Consider the following 25,654-nt stretch of genomic DNA (forward strand, 5'->3'; position numbering starts at 1 on the left):
ACTTGTCCTCGTGCACGCGTTCGATGTGCTGGGTGACCCAGTGCGCCGCCGGATCCTGGAACTGCTCGCCGAGGGCGAGCGGTCGGCCGGGGACGTGTCCGGCGTCATCAGCGCGGAGTTCGGCATCTCGCAGCCGGCCGTGTCGCAGCACCTGCGGGTGCTGCGGGACGCCGGGTTCGCGGTCGTCCGGGCGGACGGCACCCGGCGGCTCTACGCCGTCGACGCCGCCCCGCTCCGGGAGGTCGACGCCTGGCTCGACCGGTTCCGCGGGTTCTGGACGCCGCACCTCGACGCCCTGGCGACGGAGATCGCCCGCGGCAAGCGCGCACGCCGAGAGCAGGACGACGACCCAGGGAGCCATCCATGATCGACGTGTCCGGCCAGATCAACGCGGTGAGCCGCACGGTCGGCGAGCGGGTGCTCGAAGCCGGTGAGGCGCGCACCGCGACCATCAGCCAGACCTACGACACCGGCATCGACGACCTGTGGAACGCCGTGACCGACCCCGAGCGCATCGCCCGCTGGTTCCTGCCGGTCTCCGGCGAGCTGCGGCTCGGCGGCCGGTACCAGCTGGAGGGCAACGCGGGCGGGACGATCGAGCGCTGCGACCCGCCGAAGGGCTTCTTCGCCACCTGGGAGTTCGGCGGCCAGACCAGCTGGATCGAGGTCCGGCTGACGCCCGAGCCGGACGGCCGGTCCCGCTTCGAGCTGGAGCACATCGCGCACGTCGACGAGGACATCTGGGCGAGGTTCGGCCCCGGCGCCGTCGGCATCGGCTGGGACCAGGGGTTCCTCGGCCTCGCCCTCCACCTGCGGACCGGCGAGGACGTCCGCGCCGCCTACGGCCAGACGTGGGCCGCGTCGGACGAGGGCAGGGAGTTCTCCCGGCTGAGCGGCGAGAGCTGGTACGAGGCGCACGTCGCGTCGGGCGCCGACCAGGCCGCCGCGCGGGCCTCCGCCGACCGCACCATCGCCGCCTACACCGGAAACCCGGAGGCCTGATGAGCCCGACGCCGCGCGAGGTGTTCCTGCGGCTCGTCCACGGCGTGGCCGAGGCCCGCTTCGACGAGCTGCCGGGCCTCTACGCGGAGGCGACCGACGTCCGGCACCCGATGGCGACGCCGGAGTCCGCGCCGCTGACCGCCCGCGCCGAGCTCGCGGAGCACTTCGGCGTCCCGCCGGAGGCGCACGCCGACCTGCTGATCGACGCGATCAGGCGGGCCGCGGATTAGCCGAAAGGCGCGCGGGCGGCCGCCGCCGGGCGGCATGATCATCACATGGCGGACGATTCGGGTGGCCGTGATCCGGTGTCCTGGCGGGTGCGGCGCTGGGCGGCGCCGGTCGCGTTGGCCGCGGCCGTCGCGGGCTCGGTCGGCGCGGCGAACCTGCTGGCGGACGAGCTTCCCGCCGCGTCCGGCGCGCCCGCCGCGAGGCCGCGCTTCATCCTCACGGTCGGGCAGTCCGGCTCGCGGAGCTCTGGGCCGGAGCCGTGGTTCGAGGTCCGGTCGATCCCCGGGCCGGACGGGCGGGCCGGCCTGGTGGACTCCGTCGCGCGGCCGTCCCCGTCCGCCGGTGCGGCGGCGGAGATCCTCGCCGGTCCCGGCGACACGTTCGTGGTCGTGTCCACGCGGGACGAGCCGTGCGAGTCCGTCCTCTACCGGTTCCGGCTCACCGGGGACGGCCGGGTGAAGGGCGTCAGGCCGGTGAACGGAGGCGGCACGCCCGCGCGCGCCGCCGGGCCGGCGCTCAGCCCGGACGGCGACCGGATCGCCTTCGCCACCGCGCCCTGCGCCGACGCCGAGCGGCCGAGTGCCGCGCTGACCGTCCTGGACCTCCGCTCCGGACACCGCCGGACATGGAGCACACCCGGCGCGGCCGTCCTCGGCGACATCGCCTGGGCCGACGACGGCCGGACGCTCGGATACGCCGTCAGCGACGTGCCGCCGACCGCGTCCCCGGAATTCGAGAGCGGCGTCGGCCGGATCGGGCGGGACGTCGCGAACACCACCGTGTACGCGCTCGACACCCGCGCGAAGGGCGCCGATCTGCGCGCGGGCCGCGTCCTCTTCCGCCAGCCGGACGGCCCGGGAGTCGTCACCGCCGCCGTCATGGACCAGGACGGCCGCACGGGCTACGGCGTCATGAAGGAACCGGGACGGACCATCATGTTCGGATTCGCCGAGGGGAAGCCGATGCGCGTGACCCACACGACCGAGACCAAGGCCGGCTCGGTCGACTTCGTCGCGCTCTCCACCGTCGGGGACCGGCCGCGATACGCGTGCGTCGGCGGAATCGACGCGTTCGGCAGGGTCGTCGACGGAGACCTGGTGGCCGCCAATGGCGGGGCGCGGCAATGCGGGTCCGCGTTCGCCCATTGAGGTCCGTCCGTTGAGGCCCGCCGGAGTGGCCGTCCGGTTGGCAGGGACCGACAAGGGCGCGCGTTCCCCGGCCGGAAACCGCAGCCGGGACGGACGGTCGATCCGGCACGGCCTGCGATGGCCGCCTCCGGCCGCGGTTCCTACACTTCGGCCAACGGCGAGGAAAAGGGCGGGGCGTCCGGATCACTGCCATTCTTAGGAGCCCTCCGTGATCATCAAGAGAACCGTCTCATCCGTCCTGCTCGTCGTCTGCGCCGCCGGGACGCCGGTGGCCGCCGCCGCGCCCTCGTCGGCCGCCCCGGACCCCGCCCCGCCCGCGCCCGCCGCGCCGAAGCGGGCCGCGTTCACCATCACGAGCAGCGCCTTCCCGCCCGGCGGGACGATCCCCAAGGTGCACGAGTGCACCAGCAGTGGCGACAACGACCCGGGGAAGAAGAACGAGTCGCCGCCGTTCGCGTGGTCCGGCGGACCGGCCGAGGCGAAGAGCTACGCGATCATCATGCGCGACCTCGACAACAACGCCCTGCTCCACTGGATCATCTACGACATCCCGCCGGACGCGGCCGGGCTCCCGCAGAACGTCGAGCACGTCTACCAGCCCGCGGTCCCGAAGGGCTCGCGGCAGGTCTACTACCGCGGAAGCGCGAGCCTCTTCGGTTATCAGGGGCCGTGCTCGCCGTCGTCGGTGAACACCTACGAGTTCACCCTCTACGCGCTCAACCGCGCGACGCTCACCGAGCTGAACGACAAGTCCACGACCCGAACCGCGGCAGATGTCATCGCCAAGGCGACGATCGCGACGACCAAGGTGTCCGGCGAGTCCTGAGCCGCCGCACCAGGTGAGAACGCGCCGGAGGGCGCCTCCGTCCCATCGACGGAGGCGCCCTCCGCTTTTGCCGCCACCCCGAAGCCCCCACTACCGATGGGGACGGGCATATGATTAGTTAGGTTAAGAAACTATCTGCCCGCCGACCGGGAGGGGTTCGGGACGTGCCGTCCAAGCACTATCCGTGGATCGCGCTGAGCAACACGACACTGGGCATGCTGCTGGCGACGGTCAACTCCTCGATCGTGATCATCTCGCTGCCGGCGATCTTCCGCGGCATCCACCTGAACCCGCTCGAACCCGGCAACGTCAGCTACCTGCTGTGGATCCTGATGGGCTACATGCTCGTCTCGGCGGTGCTGGTCGTGACGCTCGGACGGCTCGGCGACATGTTCGGGCGCGTCCGGATGTACAACCTCGGGTTCGCGGTGTTCACGGTCGGGACGATCGTCCTCGCGCTGGACCCGCTGCACGGCGGCGCGGGCGCGGTCTGGCTCATCGGCTGGCGGGTGTTCGAGGGCGTCGGCGGCGCGTTGCTGATGGCGAACTCGGCCGCGATCCTCACCGACGCCTTCCCGGCCGGCCGGCGGGGCATGGCGATGGGCGTCAACCAGGTCGCGGGCATCGCTGGAACGTTCCTCGGCCTGGTCGCGGGCGGCCTGCTCAGCGAGGTCAACTGGCGGCTGGTGTTCTTCGCCTCGGCCCCGATCGGGATCGCCGGGACGATCTGGGCCTACCGCAGCCTCCACGAGACCGCGACCAGGGCCGTCGGCGCGAAGATCGACTGGCTCGGCAACGCGACGTTCGCCGTCGGGCTGACCGCGCTGCTCGCCGGGATCACCTACGGCATCCAGCCCTACGGCGGCCACGACATGGGCTGGACGAACCCCTGGGTGCTCGGCGGGATCGTCGGCGGCGCGGCCGTCCTCGCCGCGTTCTGCGTGATCGAGACGAAGGTGGCGCAGCCGATGTTCCACCTCGGGCTGTTCCGCATCCGCGCGTTCGCGGCCGGGAACCTGGCCGGGCTGCTCGCGGCGATCTCGCGCGGCGGGATGCAGTTCATGCTGATCATCTGGCTGCAGGGCATCTGGCTGCCGCTGCACGGCTACGACTTCGAGGACACCCCGCTCTGGGCCGGGATCTACCTGCTGCCGCTCACCTGCGGGTTCCTCGTCGCCGGGCCGATCTCCGGGCACCTGTCCGACCGGTACGGGGCGCGGGCGTTCGCGTCCGGCGGCCTGGTGCTGTCCGCGCTCGCCTTCGCCGGGCTGCTGGTGATCCCCACCGACTTCGGCTACGGCACGTTCGCGCTGCTGATCTTCCTCAACGGGATCGGGTCCGGGCTGTTCGCCGCGCCCAACACCACGGCGATCATGAACTCGGTGCCGGCGGACCAGCGCGGCGTCGCGTCCGGCATGCGCGCCACGTTCATGAACGCCGGCATGGTGCTGTCCATCGGCGTGTTCTTCTCGCTGATGATCGCGGGACTGTCGGACACGCTGCCCCGGACGCTGACGCGGGGGCTGACCGAGCACGGCGTCCCGGCCGGGCCCGCTGCGCAGGTCGGGGACCTGCCGCCGGTCGGCACGCTGTTCGCCGCGTTCCTCGGCTACAACCCGATCCAGAACCTCCTCGCGCCGTTCGGGGTGCTCGGCGGGCTCGCGCCGGACGACCTGCACACCCTCACCGGACGCTCGTACTTCCCGAACCTGATCTCCGAGCCGTTCCACCACGGGCTCGTCATCGTGTTCAGCATGGCGATCGCGATGTCGCTGGTGGGGGCGCTGGTCTCGCTGCTGCGCGGCCGCCGCTACGTGCACGACGACGACGTCCGGGACGAGCCCGCTCTGCAGAACGCCTCACCCGGCCCAGCCTGACCGCGGCGGCCTAGGGAGACCCTGGGCACCCGCTCGGCGGCGGCGTCGACGGGGGCGACTCCGGCTCGGCGGACGTCGCGGGCTTCGGCCGGCGCGCGGGCAGGCCGGGGCCGTCCCGGCGCGTGTTGTGCCGCTTCATGACGCCGTGCAGGTCGGGCATGCCGTTGCGGCCGTCCGCGTCGGCGAGCGACGGGCAGGCCCAGGCGTCCTGCCGTCCCCACGAGTAGCTGATGTCGAACGCGGGCCGGGGGACGAACCGGTCCCACCGCGCGAGCATGCCGCGCATCTCGGCGGCGGCGGGGAGCCGCCAGTTGTGGTCGCCCGCGTTGCAGCTCTGCCCGAACGTCTGGAACACCGGGACGACCATGCGGCTCGGGATGTCGGCGCGGCGCGCCTGCCCGAGCATCCTGTCGATCGCGGTCAGGTCGCAGCGGCCGCCCTCCGCCCGGCAGGGGTAGGGGTCGAGGCCGACGAGGTCGAGATGGGTCGCGGACGGCTTCAGCGGCTCCATCTCCCAGTCGGTGAGCGACGCGAACGCCTTTTGCCGGGGCGCGTACCGGTGGACGACGTCGGCGCGCTGGCGGATCTTGCCGACGACGTCCGGGCACTCGTCCGGGTTCGGCTCGTCGGACAGGTACCAGCCGTAGACGCGCTCGTCGTCGGCGAACCGCTTCACCAGCCCGGCGAACTCGGACACGTCGTCCGGCGCGAAGGGGCCGCAGGTGGTGTTGCCGACCCAGACCAGCGCGCGCCCGCCCCTCGGCAGGGACGCGATGTCGCCCTCGTCCGGCTCGGTGTCGAACAGGTTGTAGCCGAGCGCGGCCGCCTTGGCGCGGTCACCGGCGGGCATGTTCAGCGCGACGTGCAGGGTGCCGGTCGGGTAGGCGATCGGGGCGGCGGCCGGACGGGCGGCGGCGTCGCCGGCCGAGGGGGCGAGGAGGTACCCGGTGAGGGCACCGCCGAGGGCGGCCGCGGCGGCGACCGCGGCGAGAGGCGTCTTCATCGGATCTCCCGGCGTCGCGGGGGCGCCCGCGCCGTCCCCGCCGTCGTCGGACGGCCCGGCGCGGACCGGAGGACACGCACAGCCTGACACGGACCGCGCGTGATCATGTGAATACGCCGAGGACCGGCCGCCCGCAATGGCGGGGACGGCCGGTCCGGAAAGTGCCGCGTTGGAAAAGAGGGGTTGGAGGCTCAGACGCGCCAGGAGCGGACGAGTTCGTCCAGCGCGGCCTGGTCGTACTGGATGCCCTGCGCGCGCAGCTCCTGCGCGACCAGCTCGCCGTCGCCGTGGTGCTTGGCCAGCAGCCGGTACACCGCGTACGGGAACCAGTGGTTGTCGCTGATCCGCTGGATCTCGGCCTCGTCGGAGGTGTAGCCCTCGGACCTCACCTCGTCGAGCGTCGCGGCGACGTCGCCGTGCCGGCGCTCCAGGATCTCGATGACGAGGGCGCGCAGGTTCTCCGGGTCGGGGGCGGGCGCGGGCTCCTCGACGGGGGCGGGGGCGCCGTAGCCGCTGCGGCCGTTCATCGCGCCGCGGGCGGCGGCGCTCACGACGGCGAGCTCGGGCTCGGGCTCCGGCTCAGGCTCCGGGGCGCGCGCGGGCGGACGGGCGGCGGCGGCCCGGACGGCGGTGCTCGGCGCGGGCGCCGCCTCCGCCGCGGCGGCGGCCGGGGCCTCGGCGGGCTCGGCCGCGTCGGCGGACTCCTCGTCCCGCGCCGCCTGTCCGGCCTCCGGGACGCCGGACTCGATCGCCTTCCCGGCGTGGCCGGGCACCTGGATCTGCGGGAACGGCCCGGTGTTGCGCAGCGGCATCAGCGTGATCTGGTTCAGCGTGACCGGACCGGCGATGGCGCGGGCCTGCGACTCGGCGGGCTTCCGCGCCTCCTCCTCGTCGTCCCGCGCGACGTACCGGTGCAGCGTCCGCAGCAGGACGAACAGGCCGAGCATCGACACGATCGGCGGGACGGCGGCCGTCGCCTGGTAGGAGAACGTCTTGTTGCCGACGTGGCCGACGTTGAAGACGAGGCTGGCCGTCCACCCGGCGAGGGCGATGGTCAGCGGCAGGAAGAAGTCGAGCCAGCTCAGCAGGGCCCGGCGGCGCAGCACGAAGGCGTCGATGGCCAGCAGGAACAGGCCCAGCTCGCCGACGATGATGAACAGGTCGACCAGCAGCGGGAACGATTCGGCCTTCCAGCCGCGCAGGCCGTGCTCCATCGCCCAGTGGTAGAGGCCCGCGTAGGACTGGGCGAACCCGCCGGCGGTGGCGGTGAGGACCGCCGCGGCCATGAAGGCGATGGCCCCCCAGCGTGTGATGACCTGTGCCCGGTTGCCAACGCTCATGCGGCCTGTGCTCCCAGATTTCCTTACCCAACACAAAAGTGATCGGTGGGAGACTATCCATTCCTTAGGCGTTTCGTGGGGGATTCCCAGTACCCGGGCATGCGGATGTCCCCGCCGGGGCGCGCCGGTGCCCGGGCGGGGACTGGATTCCGCGGGAGCTACGGAACCTGAGCCACACGTCCGGCAGAGGGACGTGTGCGCGCATCGCGCGCGTTCCGGCGCCTGCTCATCAATGGCTCACACGTGGCTCACGCGTTGATCACGAAGTCGATCGTTCCGGTCCGCACGCCGTTGGGGCCCGTGCCCATGGTCATGAGGAGCCTGCGGTCGAAGATCGTGTCGGTGTTGTTCCGCGGCTCGTTCGGGAAGTAGAGCTGCGTGGTCAGGATCGGGCGGTTCGGCGCCTGGACCTTGACGTGGATGTGGCGCGTGCGGCCGGGGTACAGGCCGGGCACGATCGTCGTCAGGGAGTAGCGGCCCTGGGCGTCCGAGTACTGGTGCCCGCGGAACGTGTAGCCCACGTTGTCGTAGTTGCCCGCGTTGTCGGCCTGCCAGAAGTCGAGCAGCGCGTGCGCGACCGGCTGGCACGCCTGGTTGTAGACGATCCCGGAGACGATGAGCTTCGTCCCGGCCTGGCCGGTCGAGATGTCGCTGCGCTCGGGGGAGCCGGGCGAGAAGTACGGGCCCTCGGTCTGGGGCGGGGTGGCGGTGCTGTCGCCGTCGGTGCACTTCGGCGTCAGCTCCAGCCACTGGGGCTTGACCCCGGCTTCGGCGGTCGCCGCGTTCACCGCGGTCACGGCCGCGGGCACCGCGAGTGCGCCGAGACCGGCGGCCACGATGAAGCTCTTCCGGCTGATGCCGGAATCCTGCTGGTCCTGAGCCTGGTCCTGCGCGTCCTCTGGCATGGGGGGTTCCTCTCGAGGTCTTCCGGACATTCGGGATCTTCCGTCCGTCCGGTTGGCGGGGCGCCCTGGGAGTGCGTCGCGAACATGTATAAGCCGGTCACGAGGGGTTGGTCTTGGGTTTCCGTGCCGGACATTTGTTGTCGAGTGACAAAGCCCGCCGCCACCCTCGTGCCGACTCGCTCATTGACCTTCCTGACCCGGAGTAGCAACCTGGCGGGTGGCGTCCGAGACCCCCCGCCCGCTCACCGGAGGAGCGTCATGCCAACGCTCGCTGACACCTCGGACCACCCTGCCCGCGATCAGGCCGACTACTGGCGGCATCTGATCAGCTCGGCATTCGGGCCGTTCCATGTACAGCCGTCCCTACCTGGGGCTTTCGCCGCACGACTGACCGGCCGCACGTTCGGACCGGTCGAGGCCGGCGACGTCCGCGCGCCCGCGCACGCGGTGCGCCGCAGCGCCCGGCAGATCGCCCGCGACACGCGCGAGTGCTACAAGCTCGGCCTCATGCTGCGCGGCTCGTGCGTTCTGCGGCAGAACGGCCGCTATGCCCGCGTCGGTGCAGGTGACGTGGTGTTCTACGATCTCACCCGCCCGGTCGAGATCTCGTTCGACGCGCATCACATCTTCACCGTGGTGATCCCGCACCGTGCCGTCCCGCTCCCACAGGACCGCCTCGCCGCCTTCGGCGGCACCCTGCTCGCCGAAGGCTCCCGCAACGGCCGCCTCGTCTCCTCGCTCCTCTGCGCCCTCGCGGAGGACAGCGCCATCGAAGCCGAACTCGCCGCCGACCGGGCGGCGGAGCGGATGGCGGACAGGCTGACGGCGGACGTGATGGCGGGCGGAGGCGTCGAGATGACGGTGGACAGGGCGATCGGCGCGATGGCCGACCAGCTGAACGGCACGGCGCTGGCCACGGCCGACGTCGATCTCGGCACGGGCGACGAGCCCTACGCCCACCATCTCGGCGGCGCTATCGTCGAGCTGGTGACCGGGACGGCCAGCGAATGGCTGGGCGCGCCGACGGCGCCGTCCCCGGAGGGCGCCGAGATGCTGCGCGCGATCAAGGAGTGGATCGAGACACGGCTGCACGACCCGGCGCTGTCCCCGGCGGCGATCGCCGAGGCGCACCACATCTCCGTCCGGCAGCTGTACCGGGTGTTCCAGCCCGCCGGGACGACCGTCGCCCGCTACGTCCGGACCCGGCGGCTCGAACACTGCCGCCGCGAGCTCGGCGACCCGTTCCTCGGGACGCAGCGGATCGGCGCGATCGCGAACCGCTGGGGGCTGCCCGACGCGGCGGCGTTCAGCCGCGCGTTCCGCGCCGCGTACGGCGTGACGCCCACCGCCTACCGGGCCGCCACGACCGGCATCCGGAGAGACCTGTAGCGGGTCGTGCGGCGCGTCGTGGAAAGCCCTGTAAGTCCCCCTCCGCATCCTTTGCCCGATCCGGGGAACGCGGCTGTGGAGGGCGGACGACGACGGCCCGGGGCCGGACAGGGGGGACGGCGACATGCCGCAGCCGCGAGGCGACGACCGTTTCACGCGCGGGAGGGTCGAGGGCGTCGCCGCGGACGTCCTCGGCGCCGCCCTCCCGCTGGAGTACGAGGACGACCTGGACCCCCTCCTCGACCGGATCGGGGACGCCCGCTGCGTGCTGGTCGGTGAGGCCGGCCACGGCACGCACGAGTACCGCGCGTGGCGGGCGGCGCTGACCAGACGGCTGGTGGCCGAACGAGGGTTCTCGTTCGTCGCGGTCGAGGGCGACTGGCCGGACGGCCGCCGCGTCGGGCGCAGCGTCACGCTCGCGCCCGGCGCGCCGGACGACCCGCGCGACGTCCTCGCCGCCTCCGCGCGCTGGCCCGCGTGGATGTGGGCCAACGAGGAGACCGCGAAGTTCTGCCGGTGGCTGCGCGACCGCAACGCGGGGCTGCCGTCGTCCGCGCGGACCGGCTTCTACGGGCTGGACGTCTACGGCCTGTGGGAGTCGCTCCGGGCCGTCGCCGGCCACGTGGCCGAGCACGCTCCGGACCACCTGGACGCGACGCTGGAGGCGTTCCGCTGCTTCGAGCCGCCCGCCGCGGACCCGGCGGCGGCGGGGCGGCGCGCCGCGCTCGTCCCGGACGCGGCGGCGGACGAGGTGCTCGCGCTGCTGACCAGGCTGCGGCGGCCCGTCACGCAGGGCGGCGGCCGGGAGCCGGTGGACGCGTTCGACGCCGGGCACAACGCCGAGGTCGCGGCGGGCGCGGAGCGCTACTACCGCACCATGCTCGGCGGCGGTCCCGAGGCGTGGAACGCCCGGACCGCGCACATGGCCGACACGCTCGACCGGCTCGTGGCGTTCCACGCGTCCGAGCGGGGGACGGGCAAGGCGGTCGTGTGGGCGCACGCCTCGCAGGCCGGGGACGCCCGCGCGACCGGCATGGCCGCCGCCGGGACGGTCAGCCTCGGGCAGCTCGCCAGGGAGCGCTACGGGCCGGACGAGGCCGTCCTCGTCGGGTTCGCGGGCGGGCCGGGCGAGGTGGTCGCCGCCCCGCGCTGGGGCGCGCCGCCGGAGCTGACGCACGTCCCGCCGCCGGAGCACGGGACGCTGGAGGCGGCGCTCGCAGAGTCGGAGCTGCACCGCGGCCTGTTCGTCGTCCCGCCCGAGGAGGACAAGCCCGCGTTCCTCACCGACACGCTCGCCGAGCGCGCGATCGGCGTCGTCTACGACCCGGACCTGGACGGGCGGCAGTACGTCCCGGCGCGGCTCGCCGACCGGTACGACGCGCTCTGCTGGTTCCGGATCACGTCGGCTCTCCAGCCGCTCCACCAGGAGGCGGACGCCCGCGGCGAGCGGGCGGCGGCCCCGTCGCGGGTCTGAGCGGTCCGCGGCTTGAGGGATCATGGGTTCTGAGCCATCCGAGCCGACGGAAGGTGGGAGCACGCATGTCGCTGACGCTGCGGCCGGGACCGCTCGCGGGCTCGCCGGGAGCCGACGTCAACTACGCCATCGACGGACCCAAGCACAAGCTGTTCATGCACGAGTTCCCGCGCAGGGTGCACGCCCGGTTCGCGGGGGAGACCGTCCTCGACACCGAGCGCGGGATGCTCCTGCACGAGACGGGGCTGCTGCCCGTGCTGTACGTCCCGGAGGAGGACGTCCGGACCGACCTGCTTGAGAGGACCGACCGCTCGACGCACTGCCCGTTCAAGGGCGACGCCGCCTACTGGACGATCCGCGTCGGCGACCGCGCCGCCGAGAACGCGGTCTGGGCCTACCCGGAGCCGAAGCCCGAGTCGTCCTGGCTGCGCGGCCACCTGGCCTTCTACTGGGACCCGATGGACGCCTGGTACGACGAGGACGAGGAGGTCCACGGCCACCTGCGCGACCCGTTCCACCGGGTGGACGCGCGGGCGTCGTCCCGGCACGTCCGGGTCCTCCTGGACGGGAAGGTCGTCGCCGAGACCGAGCGGCCGAAGGTGCTGTCGGAGACGGGCCTGCCGAACCGGTTCTACATCCCGGCCGAGGACGTCCGCCGCGAGCTGCTGACGAAGAGCGAGAAGCAGACCGTGTGCCCCTACAAGGGCCAGGCGACCTACTGGTCCCTGGAGGGCGCCGAGAACGCCGCCTGGTCGTACGAGGACCCGCTGGAGAACGCGTTCAAGGTCCGCGGGCACCTCTCGTTCGACCACGACGCGCTGACGATCGAGACGGAGCCCCCGCCGACGACGGCCTGACGGTTCCGGCCCGCCGAAAATGGGGTCGCGGCCGAGCGCGCCGCTACCGCATGATGGCGACCATGGTGGACATTTCGCTGTACGCGGCGTTCGTCGTCGCGGTCCTCGCCCTCTGTGCTACGCCCGGGCCCGACATGATGTTCATCGTCGCGATGGGCGGGCGCGGCGGCCCCCGCACGGGCGTGATGGCCGCGACGGGCGTGGCCACCGGCGCGCTCGTGCACGCGATCGCCGCGACGCTCGGGCTGTCCGCGCTGTTCAGCACCCTGCCCGTGCTGTACCACGTGCTGCGCTGGGCGGGCGCGGCGTACCTGCTCTACCTCGCGGTCAAGTCGTTCCGCGACCGCGGCGGCTTCGACGACGCGACCGGCGCGGTCGGGCCCGGACGGCGGCGCGCCTACTGGCAGGGCATGGTCACGAACCTGCTCAACCCGAAGGTGATCCTGTTCAACATCGCCTTCCTCCCGCAGTTCGTGGACCCCTCGATCGGGCACCCGATGGCGCAGCTCCTCGTGCTCGGCGTGACGCTCGTCCTCATCGGCTTCGCCTTCGACGCGGGCGTCGGGCTGGCGTCCGGGCGGCTGGCCGACCTGCTGCGCCGCAGCCGCCGGGCGGCGCGCTGCCTGAACCTCTTCAGCGGGACGGTCCTCACCGGCCTCGCGGTACGGCTCATCGCCGTCCCGAAGTGAGGTCATCGGGTTTACTGTTCTGGTAAGGAACAGGCAAGGAGGGCCGGTGGCACCGTACGCGGCGTCCGCTCCGCGTCATGGCTTCTGGGCCGCGCTCGACCCCGACCAGCGCGGGGTGCTGCGCGCGGCGGCGCGGCCCCGGCAGTTCCCGGTGAAGGCGCCGCTCGTGTACCAGGGCGACGAGTCCGACCACGTGATCGTCATCGAGCGCGGCTGGGCGAAGGTGACCTCGACGACCGAGGACGGCCACGACGTGGTGCTCGCCGTCCGTGGGCCCGGCGACCTGCTCGCCGAGAGCGCCGTGCTCGGCGGCCGGACGCGGTCGGCCACGGTGACCGCGCTGTCGCCGGTCCGCGCGCTGGTGGTGCCCGCCGTCCGCTTCACCGGCTTCCTGGACGCCTACCCGGACGTATGGATGCTCGTCACCAGCACGTTCGTCCAGCGCATCGACGACGCGGACCGCCGCCTCACCGCCCACATGACGAGCCGCGGCACGCAGCGGCTCGCGACGCTCCTCGCCCACCTGGCCGAGCTGTCGGCGCTGCACGTCCCGCCCGCCCCGGACGGGTCGATCGAGATCGCGCCGCCGCTGTCCCAGGAGGAGCTCGGGAGCTGGATGGACGCGTCCCGCGAGACGGTTGCCCGCGCCCTCAACGGGCTGCGCCGCGAGGGGCTGATCCGCACCGGCTGGCGCCGGATCACGGTGACCGACCTGCCCGGCCTGCGCGAGTTCGCGAAGGACACCTGACGGCGCGTCCGGGACCCGCGTCTCAGTTCTCCGCGATGCGCCGCTCGGCCTCCGGCCAGTCGATCGGCAGGTCGCCCGCCTCGGCCTCCCAGAACACGAACGTCGAGTCGCGCATCACGGCGCGCTTGCCGCGCATGACGGACCTGTGCGGCTCGGTGGCCGAGTAGGCGTACAGGGCCTTCTTGTCGCGCCACGCGGAGAGCGTCCAGAACGTCCGCTTGAGGGGCTCGGCCCTCAGCGTGACGCCGAGCGCGCCGTCGGCCGCGCGGGCCTGGCGGAGCAGGACGAGCGAGGCGCGCAGGAAGCCCGGGACGTGGCGCAGCGAGCGCACCTCAAGCCGGGACGCCATGACCACCACCTCGGCGCCGGGCTCGGCGTCCGCGAGCTTCGTCCACGGAATCGTCGGCATGGGGTCCCCCTGGGTTCGCAGCAGTATCTTGTCATTGGCTAGATTGCCATCCGGGCGGCGAACTTGTCAATGGCAAGATAGGATCGCGGCATGACCGAGCAGCGACCGCAGCCGAGCTACCACCACGGGAACCTGCGCAGGGCCGTCCTCGACGCCGCCGTGGCGGCGATCGCCGAGTCGGGCCCGGCGGGCTGGAGCCTGCGCGAACTGGCCCGCCGCGCGGGCGTCTCGCACGCCGCGCCCGCGCACCACTTCGGCGACAAGACCGGCCTGCTCACCGCCGTCGCCGCCGAGGGCTACACGCTGTTCGCCGACGCCCTCGAAGCCGCGGGCGACGACCTGCACGAGACGGGCCTCGCCTACGTCCGCTTCGCCGTCGACAACCGGGCGTACTTCGAGGTGATGTTCGCGCCGGGGCTCTACCGTGCGGACGACCCCGAACTGAGCGCCGCCCGCGCGCGCGCCGACCGGGTGCTCACGGCGGGCGTCCGGGGCGTCATGGCGGGCGGCTCCGGGGACGAGGAGACGGCCGGGCTCGCCGCCTGGTCGATCGTCCACGGCTTCGCGCACCTGTGGCTGAGCGGCGCCCTGCCCGCCGACCTCGGCGACGACCCGGTGGCCGCCGCCGGTCCCGTCATCCGCATGCTGTTCGAGCGCTGACCGCCGTTGTGACGGCGGGACCTCAGCGTTCGGAGACCGTGCCGGAGCCGGTGACCTCCTTCGGCCCGTCGCCGTTCCCGTCGCCGTTCCCGTCGGCTGGCGTCCGCTCCGGGACGGTCGCGAGGTCGGCCCGGAACCGCCGGTTGAGCGCGGCCCGCACCCGCCGCGCGCCGCCGCGGGCGCGCGGGCTCTCGACGCCGTCGATGTCGGGCGGGACGTCCAGCGGGACGGCCACCGCCGGGCGCGGATCGGTGATCGCGGCGATCGCCTCGTCCGGCATCGGGCGCTCTACCTCGCTGAACCGGCCGTCCGGCGACATGCGGATCACGCCCGTCTCCAGCCCGTGCTCCGCCAGGCCGAGGTCGCGCCGCTGGAGGCCGACGCAGATGCGGTAGGCGATGGCGTAGCCGAGCAGGGGCCCGAGGATGACCGCGCCGCGGAAGAACCAGGTCGTCCAGAACAGCGGGATCTCGAACCGGTCGGCCAGGACGTCGTTGCCGCCCGCGAGCCACAGCACGCCGTAGAACACGATCCCGGCGACGCCGATGCCCGTCCGGGCGGGGACGTCCCGCGGCCGGTCGAGCAGGTGGTGGGTCGCGGGGTCGCCGGTCACCCAGCGTTCCAGGAACGGGTAGGCGGCGAGGCCGCCGATCAGCAGGCCGAGGACGACCAGCCCCGGGATCGCCACGCTCAGCGAGACCGTGTGGCCCCAGGCGTCGATCTCCCAGGCGGGCATGATCCGCAGCCCGCCCTCCAGCCAGCCCATGTACCAGTCCGGCTGCGAGCCGGAGCTGATCGCGCCCGGGTCGTAGGGCCCGTACAGCCACACGGGGTTGATCTGGACGAACGCCGCCAGCAGCGTCGCCACCCCCAGCACCCACAGGAACAGCGACGTGGTCTTGGCGATGAACACCGGGAAGAACGGATAGCCCTTGACGGTCGTGTTCGAGCTGCCCTTGCCCGGGAACTGCGTGTGCGTCTGCCGCCACGTCAGCACGACCGCGTGCAGCGGGATCAGCGCGGCGAGGACGCCCGGGATCAGCAGGACGTGGATGACGTACAGGCGCGGGACGATGTCCGTCCCCGGGAACTCGCCGCCGAACAGGAACATCACCGCGTACGACCCGACCAGCGGGACGGACAGCGTCACGCCCTCCACCACGCGGAGCCCCGTCCCGGACAGCAGGTCGTCCGGCAGCGAGTACCCGAACAGCCCGTTGAACATCACGAGCACGAACATGACGAGGCCGAGCAGCCAGTTCAGCTCGCGCGGCTTGCGGAACGCGCCGGTGAAGAAGTTGCGCAGCAGGTGGACGAGGATCGCGCCGATGAAGATGAGCGTCGCCCAGTGGTGCAGCTGCCGGACGAGCAGCCCGCCCCGCACGTCGAAGCTGATCTTGAGCGTGGAGGCGTACGCCTCGCTCATCTCCACGCCCTTGAGCTTCGTGTACGACCCGTCGTACACGACCTCGTGCATGCTCGGCTTGAAGAACAGCGTGAGGAACACCCCGGTCAGCAGGATGATCACGAACGAGTACATGGCGATCTCGCCGACCAGGAAGCTCCACTGGTCGGGGAACGCCTTGCGCATGGCCTTGCGGGCGAACCCGGTCGTGCCGAACCGCTCGTCGAGGGCCCGCGCCGAGGCGTCCACCGCCTTCGGCGGCCTCCGTCCGGACGTCCCGCCGCCGCCCCTCCGCGTCGCCGCCATCGTCAACGTCCTCCCGTCGCCGTGTCGAGCAGAGCCGCTTCTGCGCATGAAGACCCGGTACGGCGGAAGAACGTGACATCGACGGAATGTGGACCCGATCACACGGGTCCGTCTGCAAACGGGCGGGATTCAGCAGGCGCGGACGGCGAGCCGTGGGCGGCGCTCGTAGCGGGGCCGCCAGCTCGTCCGGTACACGAGCCGGATCGGCGGCGGCAGCAGCCGCAGCACGGCCCGCCGGGTGCGCTCGTCGGCGCCGTCCAGCAGCCACGGCAGGAACACGCCGAGCCCGCGCATGCCGAGCTCGCGGCGGAACTCGACGTCGAACCCGCCCCACTCGAACGCGGTGAGCGTTCGCGGGACGAGCGGCAGCACGTCCGACTCCTTGAAGTCGAGGAGGTCGGCCGCGGCGGCGCCGAGCCATTCGGCGCACTCGGCGAACATGTCGCGGCTGCGCTGTTCGAGGGCGGAGTCCATCGCGTCCATCGGCGGGACGGTCCGCAGCGCGTGCAACGTCATCTCGTCGAGGACGGCGCCGACCTCGTCCATCCCGTCGGCGGCCTTGGCGTACATCACCGTCCAGAGGGCGTTCTTCTCCGCGAGGTCCTGCACGCGCCAGTGGAGTCTGAACAGCGACCAGCCGTTCTCGATCGCCGCCCAGTCGAGGGCGCCCTTCCGCCCGGCGGCGGACTCCAGCCGGGCCGCGTCGCGGCGGAACGCGCCGTACGCGGCGTGCAGCATCGTGAGGTCGAACCGCCTCGGCTCGGTGCCCATGGCGCCTCCCAGCTCTCCGCACCCGGCGCCCTCGCGGAGCACCTGTAAGAAAGATGGATCGACCGCCCGGAATGTGACGTGATCCGGGACTCACCCCTTTGTGATCTGCCCCACGGCGGGGCCGGTAACCGGCCGCGGCCCGAACGGGGCTCGGTGATCCTCCGACCCGCGCCCGGGCCCGCCCGGATCGTTCCTGTACGTTGGCGGGACGCTCGGACGGGGACGTCCGGAATCAGGGAAAGGGGCCGTGAATGTCGGTGGACGCGGCGAGCATCGACATCGCGTCCCTCGTCCTGCGGGTGTCGGTCGGCGGCACCCTCGTCGCCCACGGGTGGAACCACGCGTTCGGCGGCGGGAGGATCGAGGGCACGGCGGGGTGGTTCGAGTCCATGGGGCTGCGGCCGGGGCGGCTGCACGCGCTGATGGCCACCGGCACCGAGCTGGGCGCGGGCGTCCTGCTGCTGCTCGGCCTGCTCACCCCGCTCGCGGCGGCGGGCGCGGTCGGCACGATGGCCGTCGCGTTCATCACCGCCCACCTGCGGAACGGCTTCTTCATCTTCCGGCCGGGGCAGGGCTACGAGTACGTCCTCATGATCATCCTGGTGGCGTGCGCGCTCGGCGCGCTCGGCGGCGGCGCGGTCTCCCTCGACCGCGCGTTCGGCGTGGACGGCGACCTCGCGGGCTGGACGGGTCTCGCGATCACCGCCCTCGCCGGCGGCCTCGGCGCGGCGGCGCTGCTCGCCGTGTTCTGGCGTCCGGCCCGCGAGCCCGCCGGTGAGACGGCCGAGGAGACCGCCGTCTGACGGCTCAGCCGACCTGCTCGGCGTCGGCCCGCCCGGCGTCGGCGCGCGCGATGTCGGCGCGCGCGGCCAGGCGCTCCCGCTGCGGGACGACCGTGTACTTCGGGTCGCGCGCCGACTGCATCCCGGCGTGGAAGACGCCGAAGCGGGTGAACGCCGAGCCCGCGAGCAGCGCCGTCCCGCTGACGACCGCCGCCGCCCGGCTGCGCCCGGCGAACAGCGCGGCGCCGCCCGCGCCCGCCGCCGACAGGACCGCGCCCGCGCGCATGAGCCGTCCGGCCTTGCCCTCCTGGTACGGCTCGGCGACGAAGCCGACGCGGCGGCGCAGCGTCCGCGCCGCGGCGGCCTCCAGGACCGTGCCGAACACCGCCGCGCTGCGCATCGGCCCGTTCTCGCGGAGCGGGGACGCGACGAGCCCCATCCCCGCCGCCGCGGCCGTGGCCGAGCCCGCGAACACGAACGGCAGCTGCCGGTGGGCCTCGTGCCAGGCGGGCACCGCCGTGTCGGCCGCGAGGACCGCCGTGTAGGTGGTGACGGCCGGGCCGAGCGCCGCCGCCGTCGCGGTGGCCGCACCGCCGAGCCGGGGGAACAGGCCCGTCACGTCCAGGACGGCGGCGCCGCCCACGGCCGGGCCGTACGCCGCGAGCAGCCAGGAGCCCATGCTCATCGGCGAGGTCGGCTTCATCACCCGCAGCATGTTGAGGAAGCGCTCCGGACGCCCGAGGTCGTGGATCAGCGCGGCCGTGGACCCGAGGATCGCCGCCAGCGAGGACGCCTTCAGCGCCCGCGCGGCGGCGGGACGCCCGGTGAGCTGCGCCCCGGCGGCGAGCACCGAGCCCGCACCGGCCAGGCCGCCGAGGAAGAAGTAGGCGGCGACGTCGGCGGCCTTCCAGACCGGCGGGTTCAGGACGGGCTTGCCGTAGTAGGAGGTGAACTCGGCGTCCGGGACCATCGCCCGCTCGCCGCGCCGCCCCTTGCGCCGGACGCCCCGTCCGATCTGCGCCTCCCGGCCGGGGCGCTCGCCGCGCAGGCCGTCCTTGCCGACGTCGGACGTGCTCATCGGCCGCCTCCGCTCCGGCCGTGGACGGCGAACACGGCGGCGAGCCCGCCGAGCAGCGTCGCCGCCGCGACTCCCGCGTGCGCCCACATCGACGGCAGCTCGCGCGTGGTGACGACCGGGTCGGGCGGCAGCCCGTACACCTCGGGCTCGTCCAGGAGCAGGAAGAACGCGCCGTCGCCGCCGACGCCGTCGTCCGGGTCGTGGCCGTAGAGGCGGGCGTCGTCGACGCCGAGGTCGTGCAACTGGTCGACGCGCACCGCCGCCCGCTCGCGCAGTTCTTCGAGCGGGCCGAATTGGATGGAGTCGGTCGGGCACGCCTTCGCGCACGCGGGTTCCTGTCCCGCGCCGAGCCGGTCGTAGCAGAGCGTGCATTTCCACGCCCGGCCGTCGCCCTTGCGCTGGTCGATGACGCCGTAGGGGCAGGCGGGGATGCAGTATCCGCAGCCGTTGCAGATGTCCTCCTGGACGACGACCGTCCCGAACTCCGTGCGGAAGAGCGAGCCGGTGGGGCAGACGTCCAGGCAGGCGGCGTGCGTGCAGTGCTTGCACACGTCGGACGCCATCAGCCAGCGCATGTCGGCTGCGCCGTTCGGGCCGCGCCCGACGCCCGTCTCCGACTGCCCGATCGGCTTGTCCTGCTCGATGAACGCGACGTGCCGCCAGGTGTCGGCGCCGAGGCCCTGCGTGTTGTCGTAGGACATCCCGGTGAACTCGAGGCCGTCCTCGGGGACGGCGTTCCACTCCTTGCAGGCCACCTCGCACGCCTTGCAGCCGATGCACACCGACGTGTCGGTGAAGAACCCCATGCGCGGCGGCGGGTCGGGATACCCGGCGTCGGCGGTGACGTCGGGTTCGGCTCCGGCGAGCAGGTTCCGTCCGATCAGGCTGCCCATCCCACGACCTCCTCGCGATCCGCGCGGACCCTGACCGAGTTCCCGGCGACGCGCCCCCTACACGCCCCGCGCCGGGCCGCTCCCACTCCGCGGACACAAGTCCGTGGCCCCGCAGGGCGAATACGGCGCGCGCTCCTGGCACCGGCGGGACCTACCCGGCGACCATCGACGGTGGGGGTCGTCGACCCGATGCCGGGGGAACGATGACGCATGCCAGACCCGACCAGCGGAACACGGGGCGGAACGCGATCCTGTGGGGCGCCGCCGGAGACCGCCTGTCCGGCTCCGACTTCCCAGGGATGGACGACGAGTTCGGCCCCCTCACCATCCGGCGCTCCTACCAGCCCGCCGCCGTCGGGATGCCGGAGGGCTGGGCGGAGTCCAACGCGGGCGTGGACGTCGGCGCCCGCGCGTCCTGCTGGAGCGGGAAGCCGTCCATCACCGCCATGGCCCGGGGCGCCCTCGACCAGGAGACCCTCGCGTTCCTGCGGTCGATCCCGGAGGACCACCTCGCGTTCGTGAGCATCTGGCACGAGGCGGACGGCAAGATCCGGAGCGGCTCGTTCGGCCTCACCGTGTACCGGGCCGCGTTCCGCCGGTTCTGCCGCCTCGTCCAGCGGGTGAAGGCCGAGGGAAGGCCGCTCCTCCACACGATCCAGATCCTCACCACCTGGTCCGGGACGTCCCCGCGCGCCGGGTCGACCTACGCCGACCTGTGGCCGGGCGACGACCTCGTCGACTGCTTCGGCGTCGACGGCTACTCCCACGTCGGCTCGGGGGACTCCCTGTGGGGGCCCGCCGTGGAGTTCGCCGACTCCAAGGGCGTCCCGTGGGCGGTCCCCGAGATCGGCTACGGCCGGACCGGCACGCGCGACGTCGGCTGGCTGAACGACCAGGTCGAGTACCTCACGTCCACGGCGGCCGGCGGACGCCACACCCGCTGCGCCTTCGCCTGCTGGTTCAACACCGCCGGACCGATCTCCGTCCGCACCCCGGGCGGAAACCCGGCCTGGGTCGCCGCAGCCAGATCCGCCTCCCGCAGATACCACTGCCCCCCAGCCGACTTCACCCTCTGAGGACGGCTGGACGGCTGGACGGCTAGCGGACGATGACGAGCCGCGCGTCGCTGGGGTGAGCGCGGCCCCGGTACGTTGCCGTGCGGGACGAGCGGCGGCCTCCCGCCGGGCGTGTACCGGGACGGGTCGCGCGGGGTCGGCCGGCGTCGCCTGCGGTCACCGTCCGCGAGGCGACTCCGTCGGCGCGAGCGGCCGCTCGGGCCTCGGAGGCTCGTCGGCCGTGTCCGGCACCGCCCCGCCCCTCGCGGGCTTGGACCTCGCGAGCCACAGGCCGGTGAAGACGGCGGTGGCCGTCGTGATGGCGCCGGCCGCGATGAAGGCGCTGGTGAGGCCGGTCTCGAAGGAGGCGCCGCCGGCCTGCCGGGTGCGGACGACGGCTCCGAGCACCGCGACGCCGAGCACCGCCCCGATCTGCCGGGTGGTGCTGCTGATGCCTGACGCGAGGCCGCCTTCCCGCGGGCTGACCGCTTGGATGGCGGCTCCGGTCAGGGGGGACATGGTCAGGGCGAAGCCGATGCCGACCACTCCCAGCCGCCACCACACGTTTCCGTAGCCGGTGTCGGCGTGCACCATGCCGAGGGCCAGCAGTCCCAGGCCGGCCAGGGCCAGGCCGGTGGTGACCACGACTCGGAAGCCGTACCGGGCGGCGAGCCGGGCCGCGTACGGGCTGACGATCACCATGGCGAGGGACGCCGGCAGGGTCTGGAGGCCGGCGACCAGGATCGAGCTGCCCTGAACGTACACGAAGAACTGGGAGAAGAAGAACGACGAACCCATGAGCGCGAACCCCACCACGACCATGGCGGCGTTGGACACGGTGAAGAGCCGCTGCCGGAAAAGTCGAAGCGGGAGCATCGGAGCGGAACGGCGCGCTTCGACGGCGACGAACGCGGCGAGGAGGATCGCCGCGGCGGTGAAGCCGCCCAGGACCACCGGCGACGTCCAGCCGCGGGCGCCTCCCTCGATCAGCCCGTACGTCAGCGTCCCCACCCCGAGGACGGACAGGACCGTCCCCGGGGCGTCGATCGCGGGGGCGCTCGGATTGCGGGTCTCTTCAAGGCCGCGCAGACCGGCCAGCAGAAGGGCCACGCCGATGGGCAGATTGACCAGGAAGATGGCGGGCCAGCCGAAGGCGTCCGTCAGCACGCCGCCGGCCACGGGGCCCGCGGCCAGACCGATTCCGCTGAATCCGGCCCACAGCCCGATCGCCTTGATCCGTTCCTGCGGCACGGGATGGGCGGCGGCGAGCAGGGCCAGCGAGGCGGGGCTCAGCGCCGCGGCTCCGACGCCCTGCAGAACCCGGCCGGCGATCAACCAGCCGACCGAGGGCGCGAGGCTGCACAGCACCGATGCGGCGGTGAACACCGCCACGCCGGTCAGGTACACCCGCCTGCGGCCGAACCGGTCGGCGAAAACGCCGCCGGACAGCAGCAGCATGGCGACCACCAGCACGTAAGCGTCGACGATCCACTGCAGACCCGTCAGCTCAGTGTGAAGCCGGCGCTGCATATCGGGCAGTGCCGTGCCGACGATCGTGTTGTCGAGCAGCACCATGAACTGGCCCAGGCAGGTCACCGTGAGCAGCACGACCTTGTTCGGTCGACTGCCTGCGGCCGCAGACGATGCAGCCATGGGGATTCCTCTCGGTCGGTGGTCGCGCTTGGGCGCCCTAACGCAGTGATTGACTGCGTTAGGCGACTGTAAAGAGAGACGTCCCACAAACGCAAGTCGTTCCTGCGTTAAGGTGGGGGCATGGACGAGCGCCAGGGAGCCCGTCGACCCGGCGGGCGCGGCGCCCGTGTCGCCGCCGCGGTGCACCAGGCCGTCACCGACCTGATCGGCGAGCGTGGCTACGGCACGTTCTCCGTCGGCGACGTCGCGGCCCGCGCGGGCGTGGCCGACAGCAGCATCTACCGCCGGTGGGGCAACCTGGAGAACCTGCTCAGCGACGTGGCGCTCACCCGCCTCAACGCGCGGTCGCCGATGCCCGACACCGGGAGTCTCGTCGGCGACCTGCGCGCCTTCGCGGCCAACGTGGCCCGCGAGATCACCGGACCCGACGGCCTGGCGTTGCTGCGCCTGGCCGTCGCCCTGTCGAGCAACGGACCCCAGGGCCTGCGGGCGCGTGACGACCTCCTCGCCGAACGCGCTCGGCAACTGCGGTCGATGCTCGATCGCGCCCGCGAACGCGGCGAGGACGCACCCGACGCGTTGGACGTGCTGGACCACGTGCTGGCCCCGATGTACATCCGCGTCTTGTTCGGCGTGGAGCCGCTCACCCCGGACTATGTCGACGGGCTGGTCGACCGATTGCTGTGACCCGCGACCTGGATCGCGGGCACGAGGTCGGCCGGTTCGATGCCCGCCGCCCTACCACCTGAGAAGCCGCCGGCCAGAACGCGTCTGGCCGGCGGCTCCTTTGCCGTGCTCCCGGACGCCGCAGAACGGGCCGGGGGAGCGGCGGTTCACCGGATCAAGCGTTGACGCGACGGGTGCTCTGGCAGTCCACCTTCTGGCCTGCGGGGAGGAGTTTGCACACCTCGAAGGTGACACTCTCGCCCCATGCGGGCCCGCCGTTGCTCTCGGCCTTGACGCCGATCACGTTGCTCGACGTGCAGCCCCTGACGCTGACCACGTTGACCAGCGTTCCGTCATGCTTGTAGAGCGCCGCGAAGATCCCGTTGTCGCCGTCGCATTCGTTGTCGAAGACCGCGATTTCGCCATTCTGATGGGACCCCTCCGGGTTCCCCCACCACTGCCCCCACCCCAGATCGTTGGTGGGGTTCCTGGCGGAGTACATGGTGATCGTCGCGCTGTTGGTCGCCGCTGCCGGAGCCGCTGTCGCGGTGGCCAGGCCGATGACGGCGACGGCCCCCACGGCCGCTGACCGCGCCTTGCCTCGCAGAGAGCTCATTTCACACTCCCGAAGAATCGGACGAGTCCGTCCGTCAACCGCCGAGGTAGAACTTCTCGTAGGCCTGGGTCTCGTCACAGTGCCACTGGATCAGTTTCGTGCCGTTCGCGGTTCCGCCGCCCTCGACGGCCATGCACAGGTTCGTGTATGCGTTCTTGAAGACGTGGATGGACCTTGTGCGCATATCCACCCACTGGCTGTTCGCCTCGTTCGGGTTACACGGGTACTGGATGAGTTGAACGCCCGGCGTCTTGTTTTTGTTCGGGACGTTGATGCACATTCCGCTGTGCTTGTTCCGGAGCAGGTACGCGGCATAGCCGCCGGGATTGTTGGTGTAGGGCCCCTCCGCGGTGAAGAGTTCGTTGGCTTGAGTCGGGAGGCAGTCCCAGGTGTGCAGCTTGGTGCTCTTCTGGGTGGACCAGCCGGGTACGTCGATGCACCGGTCCGTGTTGCCGAGCCAGGCCCACATCGTCACGTATCCCGCCTGGACCTCGGCCTTCGCCGGCTTGCCCGTCGCCGGCTGTGCGGCGGACGCGGCGAGCGGCGTCGAGGTGAGGAGCGCGGGGACGCACAATGCCGCGAGCGCATGTATCAGTCGGTTTCTCATCTGCCCTCCGTTCTGTGGTGGCGTGAACACTTCCGCCCTGTGGCACGCAAACAGGAATGGCCGGGGAGTGAAGTGGACTTCGATCAAGAGGACCCGCCGCCGGCGGGCTCACCTCTGATCACCAGAAGGATGCAGTGGGAACGTGCCAGATGTCATTGACGGTCCGCGCGGCAAAAGTTGTCGGGTCGTGCGTCATCGGTCGTCAAGCGCCTTGCGGCGGTAGTGCCCCGGTGGCATGCCGTAAGCGGCCCGGAAAGCGCGGTTGAAGTGCGCGCCGTCCCGGAAGCCCCAGCGTTCGGCGATCGCCCGGACGGGATAGGGCCGGAACCGCGGATCGGCGAGATCGCGGCGGCACGACTCAAGCCGCTGGTGGCGGATCCACGCGGCGACCGTCATCTCCTGGTCCGTGAACAGTTCGTGCAGCCGGCGCACGGAGATCTGGTGAACCGCGGCGATGACGCCCGGACACAGGTTCGGATCGCCGAGGTGCTGCTGAATGTAGTCGCTGATCTGAAGCCGAAGCAGGCGTCGCTGGGATTCGGCCGTTTCGGGCAGGGCGGCTTCCAGGCGAGGGCTCAAGACGGCGGCCAGCAGGTCGGCGGTGACGGAGGCCAGGCCCGGCGCGTCCTGGGGTTCGAACTCGTCCGCGCGCCGGAGCACGTCGATCACCCAGCGGGCGAACAACCCGCCAAGGCCCGCTCGCGTGGAAAAGGAGATGGCGGTGAGCTGATCGGCCCTGTCGGTCGCGATCGGGAGCATCCGCCTCGGAACCTCGACGATGAGACCCGAAGCGGCTCCACTGCCGCCACTGCGCCGGGCTTCGAACGGGCGGGAGCTGTCGAACAGGGCGAACTGCCCGGCTCCGAACACGGTTTCCCGCCCGGCCTGGCGCAGCGCCGCCTCTCCGGTGAGGACCAGGTTGACGTGATAGACCTCGGGATCGCTTCGACGTACCAACTTCGCGGATCTGTTGATCCGCACCGACGGATGCGTCAGCGCGGAAATGTACAGGCCGTCCAGGGCCAGTCGTTGCGCTCGTCCCAGAAAGCCGGATGACTCATCGCTGGTGAGCAGCGTGGGCAGCAAGGACTTGTTCCCGCGCTCCTGCCAGCATGCGAACCGATCCTGGGGAGCGATCTCCTCAGTGCTGAACCGAATGACCCGCATATCTCACCCCCGTGGCCGTGAGTCATGGCGCGCCAGTTGAACACGGGTTCGAAAGCGAGGAGTTAATCAGCGGCGGCGGCCGGATCACTGACTCCTGAAT

The 25,654-nt window shown here is 72.3% G+C and carries 27 protein-coding genes; 15 read left to right on the forward strand and 12 right to left on the reverse strand.

The features are described from left to right. Positions 1–10 precede the first annotated feature (10 nt). The 6 genes from FXF68_RS33280 (at position 11) to FXF68_RS33305 (ending at position 5,081) form a co-directional block, all read left to right on the forward strand. Complete coding sequence (locus FXF68_RS33280; RefSeq protein ID WP_148766364.1) at positions 11–367, forward strand: ArsR/SmtB family transcription factor; 357 nt, start codon at positions 11–13, stop codon at positions 365–367. Continuing rightward, positions 364–1,002, forward strand: coding sequence for an SRPBCC family protein (locus tag FXF68_RS33285; RefSeq protein WP_148766366.1), 639 nt, complete (start codon positions 364–366; stop codon positions 1,000–1,002). Before FXF68_RS33280 ends, FXF68_RS33285 begins: the two co-directional genes overlap by 4 nt. Then, positions 1,002–1,232, forward strand: coding sequence for a hypothetical protein (locus FXF68_RS43290; protein ID WP_222870194.1), 231 nt, complete (start codon positions 1,002–1,004; stop codon positions 1,230–1,232). Before FXF68_RS33285 ends, FXF68_RS43290 begins: the two co-directional genes overlap by 1 nt. A gap of 45 nt (positions 1,233–1,277) precedes the next feature. Beyond that, on the forward strand, positions 1,278–2,378 hold the full coding sequence (locus tag FXF68_RS33295) for a TolB-like translocation protein (protein ID WP_148766368.1): 1,101 nt from the start codon (positions 1,278–1,280) through the stop codon (positions 2,376–2,378). A gap of 208 nt (positions 2,379–2,586) precedes the next feature. Next, positions 2,587–3,204, forward strand: a complete 618-nt coding sequence (locus FXF68_RS33300) for a YbhB/YbcL family Raf kinase inhibitor-like protein (RefSeq protein WP_222870195.1) — start codon at positions 2,587–2,589, stop codon at positions 3,202–3,204. A 164-nt stretch (positions 3,205–3,368) separates the two neighbouring features. Then, a complete protein-coding gene (locus tag FXF68_RS33305; protein ID WP_222870196.1) occupies positions 3,369–5,081 on the forward strand; it encodes an MFS transporter in 1,713 nt (570 codons plus the stop codon). 10 nt (positions 5,082–5,091) lie between these two features. On the opposite strand, the gene FXF68_RS33310 is transcribed toward FXF68_RS33305, so the two are convergent. The 3 genes from FXF68_RS33310 to FXF68_RS33320 all read right to left on the reverse strand — a co-directional run bounded on the left by FXF68_RS33310 (position 5,092) and on the right by FXF68_RS33320 (position 8,329). Beyond that, positions 5,092–6,084, reverse strand: coding sequence for a hypothetical protein (locus FXF68_RS33310; RefSeq protein ID WP_148766370.1), 993 nt, complete (start codon positions 6,082–6,084; stop codon positions 5,092–5,094). A 191-nt stretch (positions 6,085–6,275) separates the two neighbouring features. Then, positions 6,276–7,424: a DUF2637 domain-containing protein gene (locus tag FXF68_RS33315; RefSeq protein WP_148766372.1), complete on the reverse strand. Its 1,149-nt coding sequence runs from the start codon at positions 7,422–7,424 to the stop codon at positions 6,276–6,278. 248 nt (positions 7,425–7,672) lie between these two features. Further along, positions 7,673–8,329: a dioxygenase family protein gene (locus FXF68_RS33320; protein ID WP_148766374.1), complete on the reverse strand. Its 657-nt coding sequence runs from the start codon at positions 8,327–8,329 to the stop codon at positions 7,673–7,675. A 258-nt stretch (positions 8,330–8,587) separates the two neighbouring features. On the opposite strand from FXF68_RS33320, the gene FXF68_RS33325 reads away from it, so the two are divergent. The 5 genes from FXF68_RS33325 to FXF68_RS33345 all read left to right on the forward strand — a co-directional run bounded on the left by FXF68_RS33325 (position 8,588) and on the right by FXF68_RS33345 (position 13,486). Continuing rightward, positions 8,588–9,718, forward strand: coding sequence for an AraC-like ligand-binding domain-containing protein (locus FXF68_RS33325; protein WP_187438223.1), 1,131 nt, complete (start codon positions 8,588–8,590; stop codon positions 9,716–9,718). A 124-nt stretch (positions 9,719–9,842) separates the two neighbouring features. Then, entirely contained in the window at positions 9,843–11,192 is a 1,350-nt protein-coding gene (locus tag FXF68_RS33330; RefSeq protein WP_148766378.1) for an erythromycin esterase family protein, read from the forward strand. 65 nt (positions 11,193–11,257) lie between these two features. Continuing rightward, positions 11,258–12,049, forward strand: coding sequence for a DUF427 domain-containing protein (locus FXF68_RS33335; RefSeq protein WP_148766380.1), 792 nt, complete (start codon positions 11,258–11,260; stop codon positions 12,047–12,049). 62 nt (positions 12,050–12,111) lie between these two features. Next, the gene (locus FXF68_RS33340; protein ID WP_148766382.1) at positions 12,112–12,738 is read left to right on the forward strand and encodes a LysE family translocator; all 627 of its coding nucleotides are present in this window, start codon (positions 12,112–12,114) and stop codon (positions 12,736–12,738) included. Positions 12,739–12,784: 46 nt separating this feature from the next. After that, positions 12,785–13,486 (forward strand): Crp/Fnr family transcriptional regulator, encoded by a 702-nt coding sequence (locus tag FXF68_RS33345; protein WP_148766384.1) that lies wholly within the window; start codon positions 12,785–12,787, stop codon positions 13,484–13,486. A gap of 22 nt (positions 13,487–13,508) precedes the next feature. Here the strand turns inward: FXF68_RS33345 and FXF68_RS33350 are convergent, their stop codons facing one another. After that, complete coding sequence (locus FXF68_RS33350; protein ID WP_148766386.1) at positions 13,509–13,895, reverse strand: DUF3291 domain-containing protein; 387 nt, start codon at positions 13,893–13,895, stop codon at positions 13,509–13,511. Between the two features lie 90 nt (positions 13,896–13,985). Between FXF68_RS33350 and FXF68_RS33355 the strand changes: the two genes are divergently transcribed. After that, positions 13,986–14,555, forward strand: a complete 570-nt coding sequence (locus tag FXF68_RS33355) for a TetR/AcrR family transcriptional regulator (protein WP_148766388.1) — start codon at positions 13,986–13,988, stop codon at positions 14,553–14,555. A gap of 22 nt (positions 14,556–14,577) precedes the next feature. On the opposite strand, the gene qcrB is transcribed toward FXF68_RS33355, so the two are convergent. Both qcrB and FXF68_RS33365 read right to left on the reverse strand, forming a co-directional pair. Beyond that, positions 14,578–16,266 (reverse strand): cytochrome bc1 complex cytochrome b subunit, encoded by a 1,689-nt coding sequence (gene qcrB / locus FXF68_RS33360; protein WP_148766390.1) that lies wholly within the window; start codon positions 16,264–16,266, stop codon positions 14,578–14,580. Positions 16,267–16,395: 129 nt separating this feature from the next. Continuing rightward, positions 16,396–17,037 carry a hypothetical protein gene (locus FXF68_RS33365; protein WP_148766392.1) on the reverse strand — a complete coding sequence of 214 codons (642 nt, stop codon included), beginning with the start codon at positions 17,035–17,037 and terminating at the stop codon, positions 16,396–16,398. Between the two features lie 251 nt (positions 17,038–17,288). Here FXF68_RS33365 and FXF68_RS33370 point away from each other — a divergent pair, with 251 nt between their 5' ends. Next, complete coding sequence (locus FXF68_RS33370; protein WP_148766394.1) at positions 17,289–17,840, forward strand: DoxX family protein; 552 nt, start codon at positions 17,289–17,291, stop codon at positions 17,838–17,840. A gap of 4 nt (positions 17,841–17,844) precedes the next feature. Here the strand turns inward: FXF68_RS33370 and nrfD are convergent, their stop codons facing one another. After that, positions 17,845–18,897, reverse strand: a complete 1,053-nt coding sequence (gene nrfD, locus FXF68_RS33375) for an NrfD/PsrC family molybdoenzyme membrane anchor subunit (RefSeq protein ID WP_148766396.1) — start codon at positions 18,895–18,897, stop codon at positions 17,845–17,847. After that, positions 18,894–19,703 carry a 4Fe-4S dicluster domain-containing protein gene (locus tag FXF68_RS33380; protein ID WP_246179100.1) on the reverse strand — a complete coding sequence of 270 codons (810 nt, stop codon included), beginning with the start codon at positions 19,701–19,703 and terminating at the stop codon, positions 18,894–18,896. The genes nrfD and FXF68_RS33380 overlap by 4 nt, the downstream gene beginning before the upstream one ends. A gap of 290 nt (positions 19,704–19,993) precedes the next feature. Between FXF68_RS33380 and FXF68_RS33385 the strand changes: the two genes are divergently transcribed. After that, on the forward strand, positions 19,994–20,866 hold the full coding sequence (locus FXF68_RS33385; protein ID WP_148766400.1) for a glycoside hydrolase family 26 protein: 873 nt from the start codon (positions 19,994–19,996) through the stop codon (positions 20,864–20,866). Between the two features lie 156 nt (positions 20,867–21,022). Here FXF68_RS33385 and FXF68_RS33390 read toward each other — a convergent pair whose 3' ends face one another. Next, positions 21,023–22,498 carry an MFS transporter gene (locus FXF68_RS33390; protein ID WP_148766402.1) on the reverse strand — a complete coding sequence of 492 codons (1,476 nt, stop codon included), beginning with the start codon at positions 22,496–22,498 and terminating at the stop codon, positions 21,023–21,025. Positions 22,499–22,618: 120 nt separating this feature from the next. On the opposite strand from FXF68_RS33390, the gene FXF68_RS33395 reads away from it, so the two are divergent. Continuing rightward, a complete protein-coding gene (locus FXF68_RS33395; RefSeq protein WP_148766404.1) occupies positions 22,619–23,185 on the forward strand; it encodes a TetR/AcrR family transcriptional regulator in 567 nt (188 codons plus the stop codon). Positions 23,186–23,339: 154 nt separating this feature from the next. Here FXF68_RS33395 and FXF68_RS33400 read toward each other — a convergent pair whose 3' ends face one another. The 3 genes from FXF68_RS33400 to FXF68_RS33410 form a co-directional block, all read right to left on the reverse strand. Then, positions 23,340–23,780: a hypothetical protein gene (locus FXF68_RS33400; RefSeq protein ID WP_148766406.1), complete on the reverse strand. Its 441-nt coding sequence runs from the start codon at positions 23,778–23,780 to the stop codon at positions 23,340–23,342. 34 nt (positions 23,781–23,814) lie between these two features. Next, positions 23,815–24,387, reverse strand: coding sequence for an RICIN domain-containing protein (locus FXF68_RS33405; RefSeq protein ID WP_148766408.1), 573 nt, complete (start codon positions 24,385–24,387; stop codon positions 23,815–23,817). A 192-nt stretch (positions 24,388–24,579) separates the two neighbouring features. After that, positions 24,580–25,554, reverse strand: a complete 975-nt coding sequence (locus tag FXF68_RS33410) for an AraC-like ligand-binding domain-containing protein (RefSeq protein WP_148766410.1) — start codon at positions 25,552–25,554, stop codon at positions 24,580–24,582. Positions 25,555–25,654: the final 100 nt, after the last annotated feature.

Origin of the sequence: Actinomadura decatromicini (assembly GCF_008121305.1) — a bacterium.
Lineage (GTDB): Bacteria > Actinomycetota > Actinomycetes > Streptosporangiales > Streptosporangiaceae > Spirillospora > Spirillospora syzygii.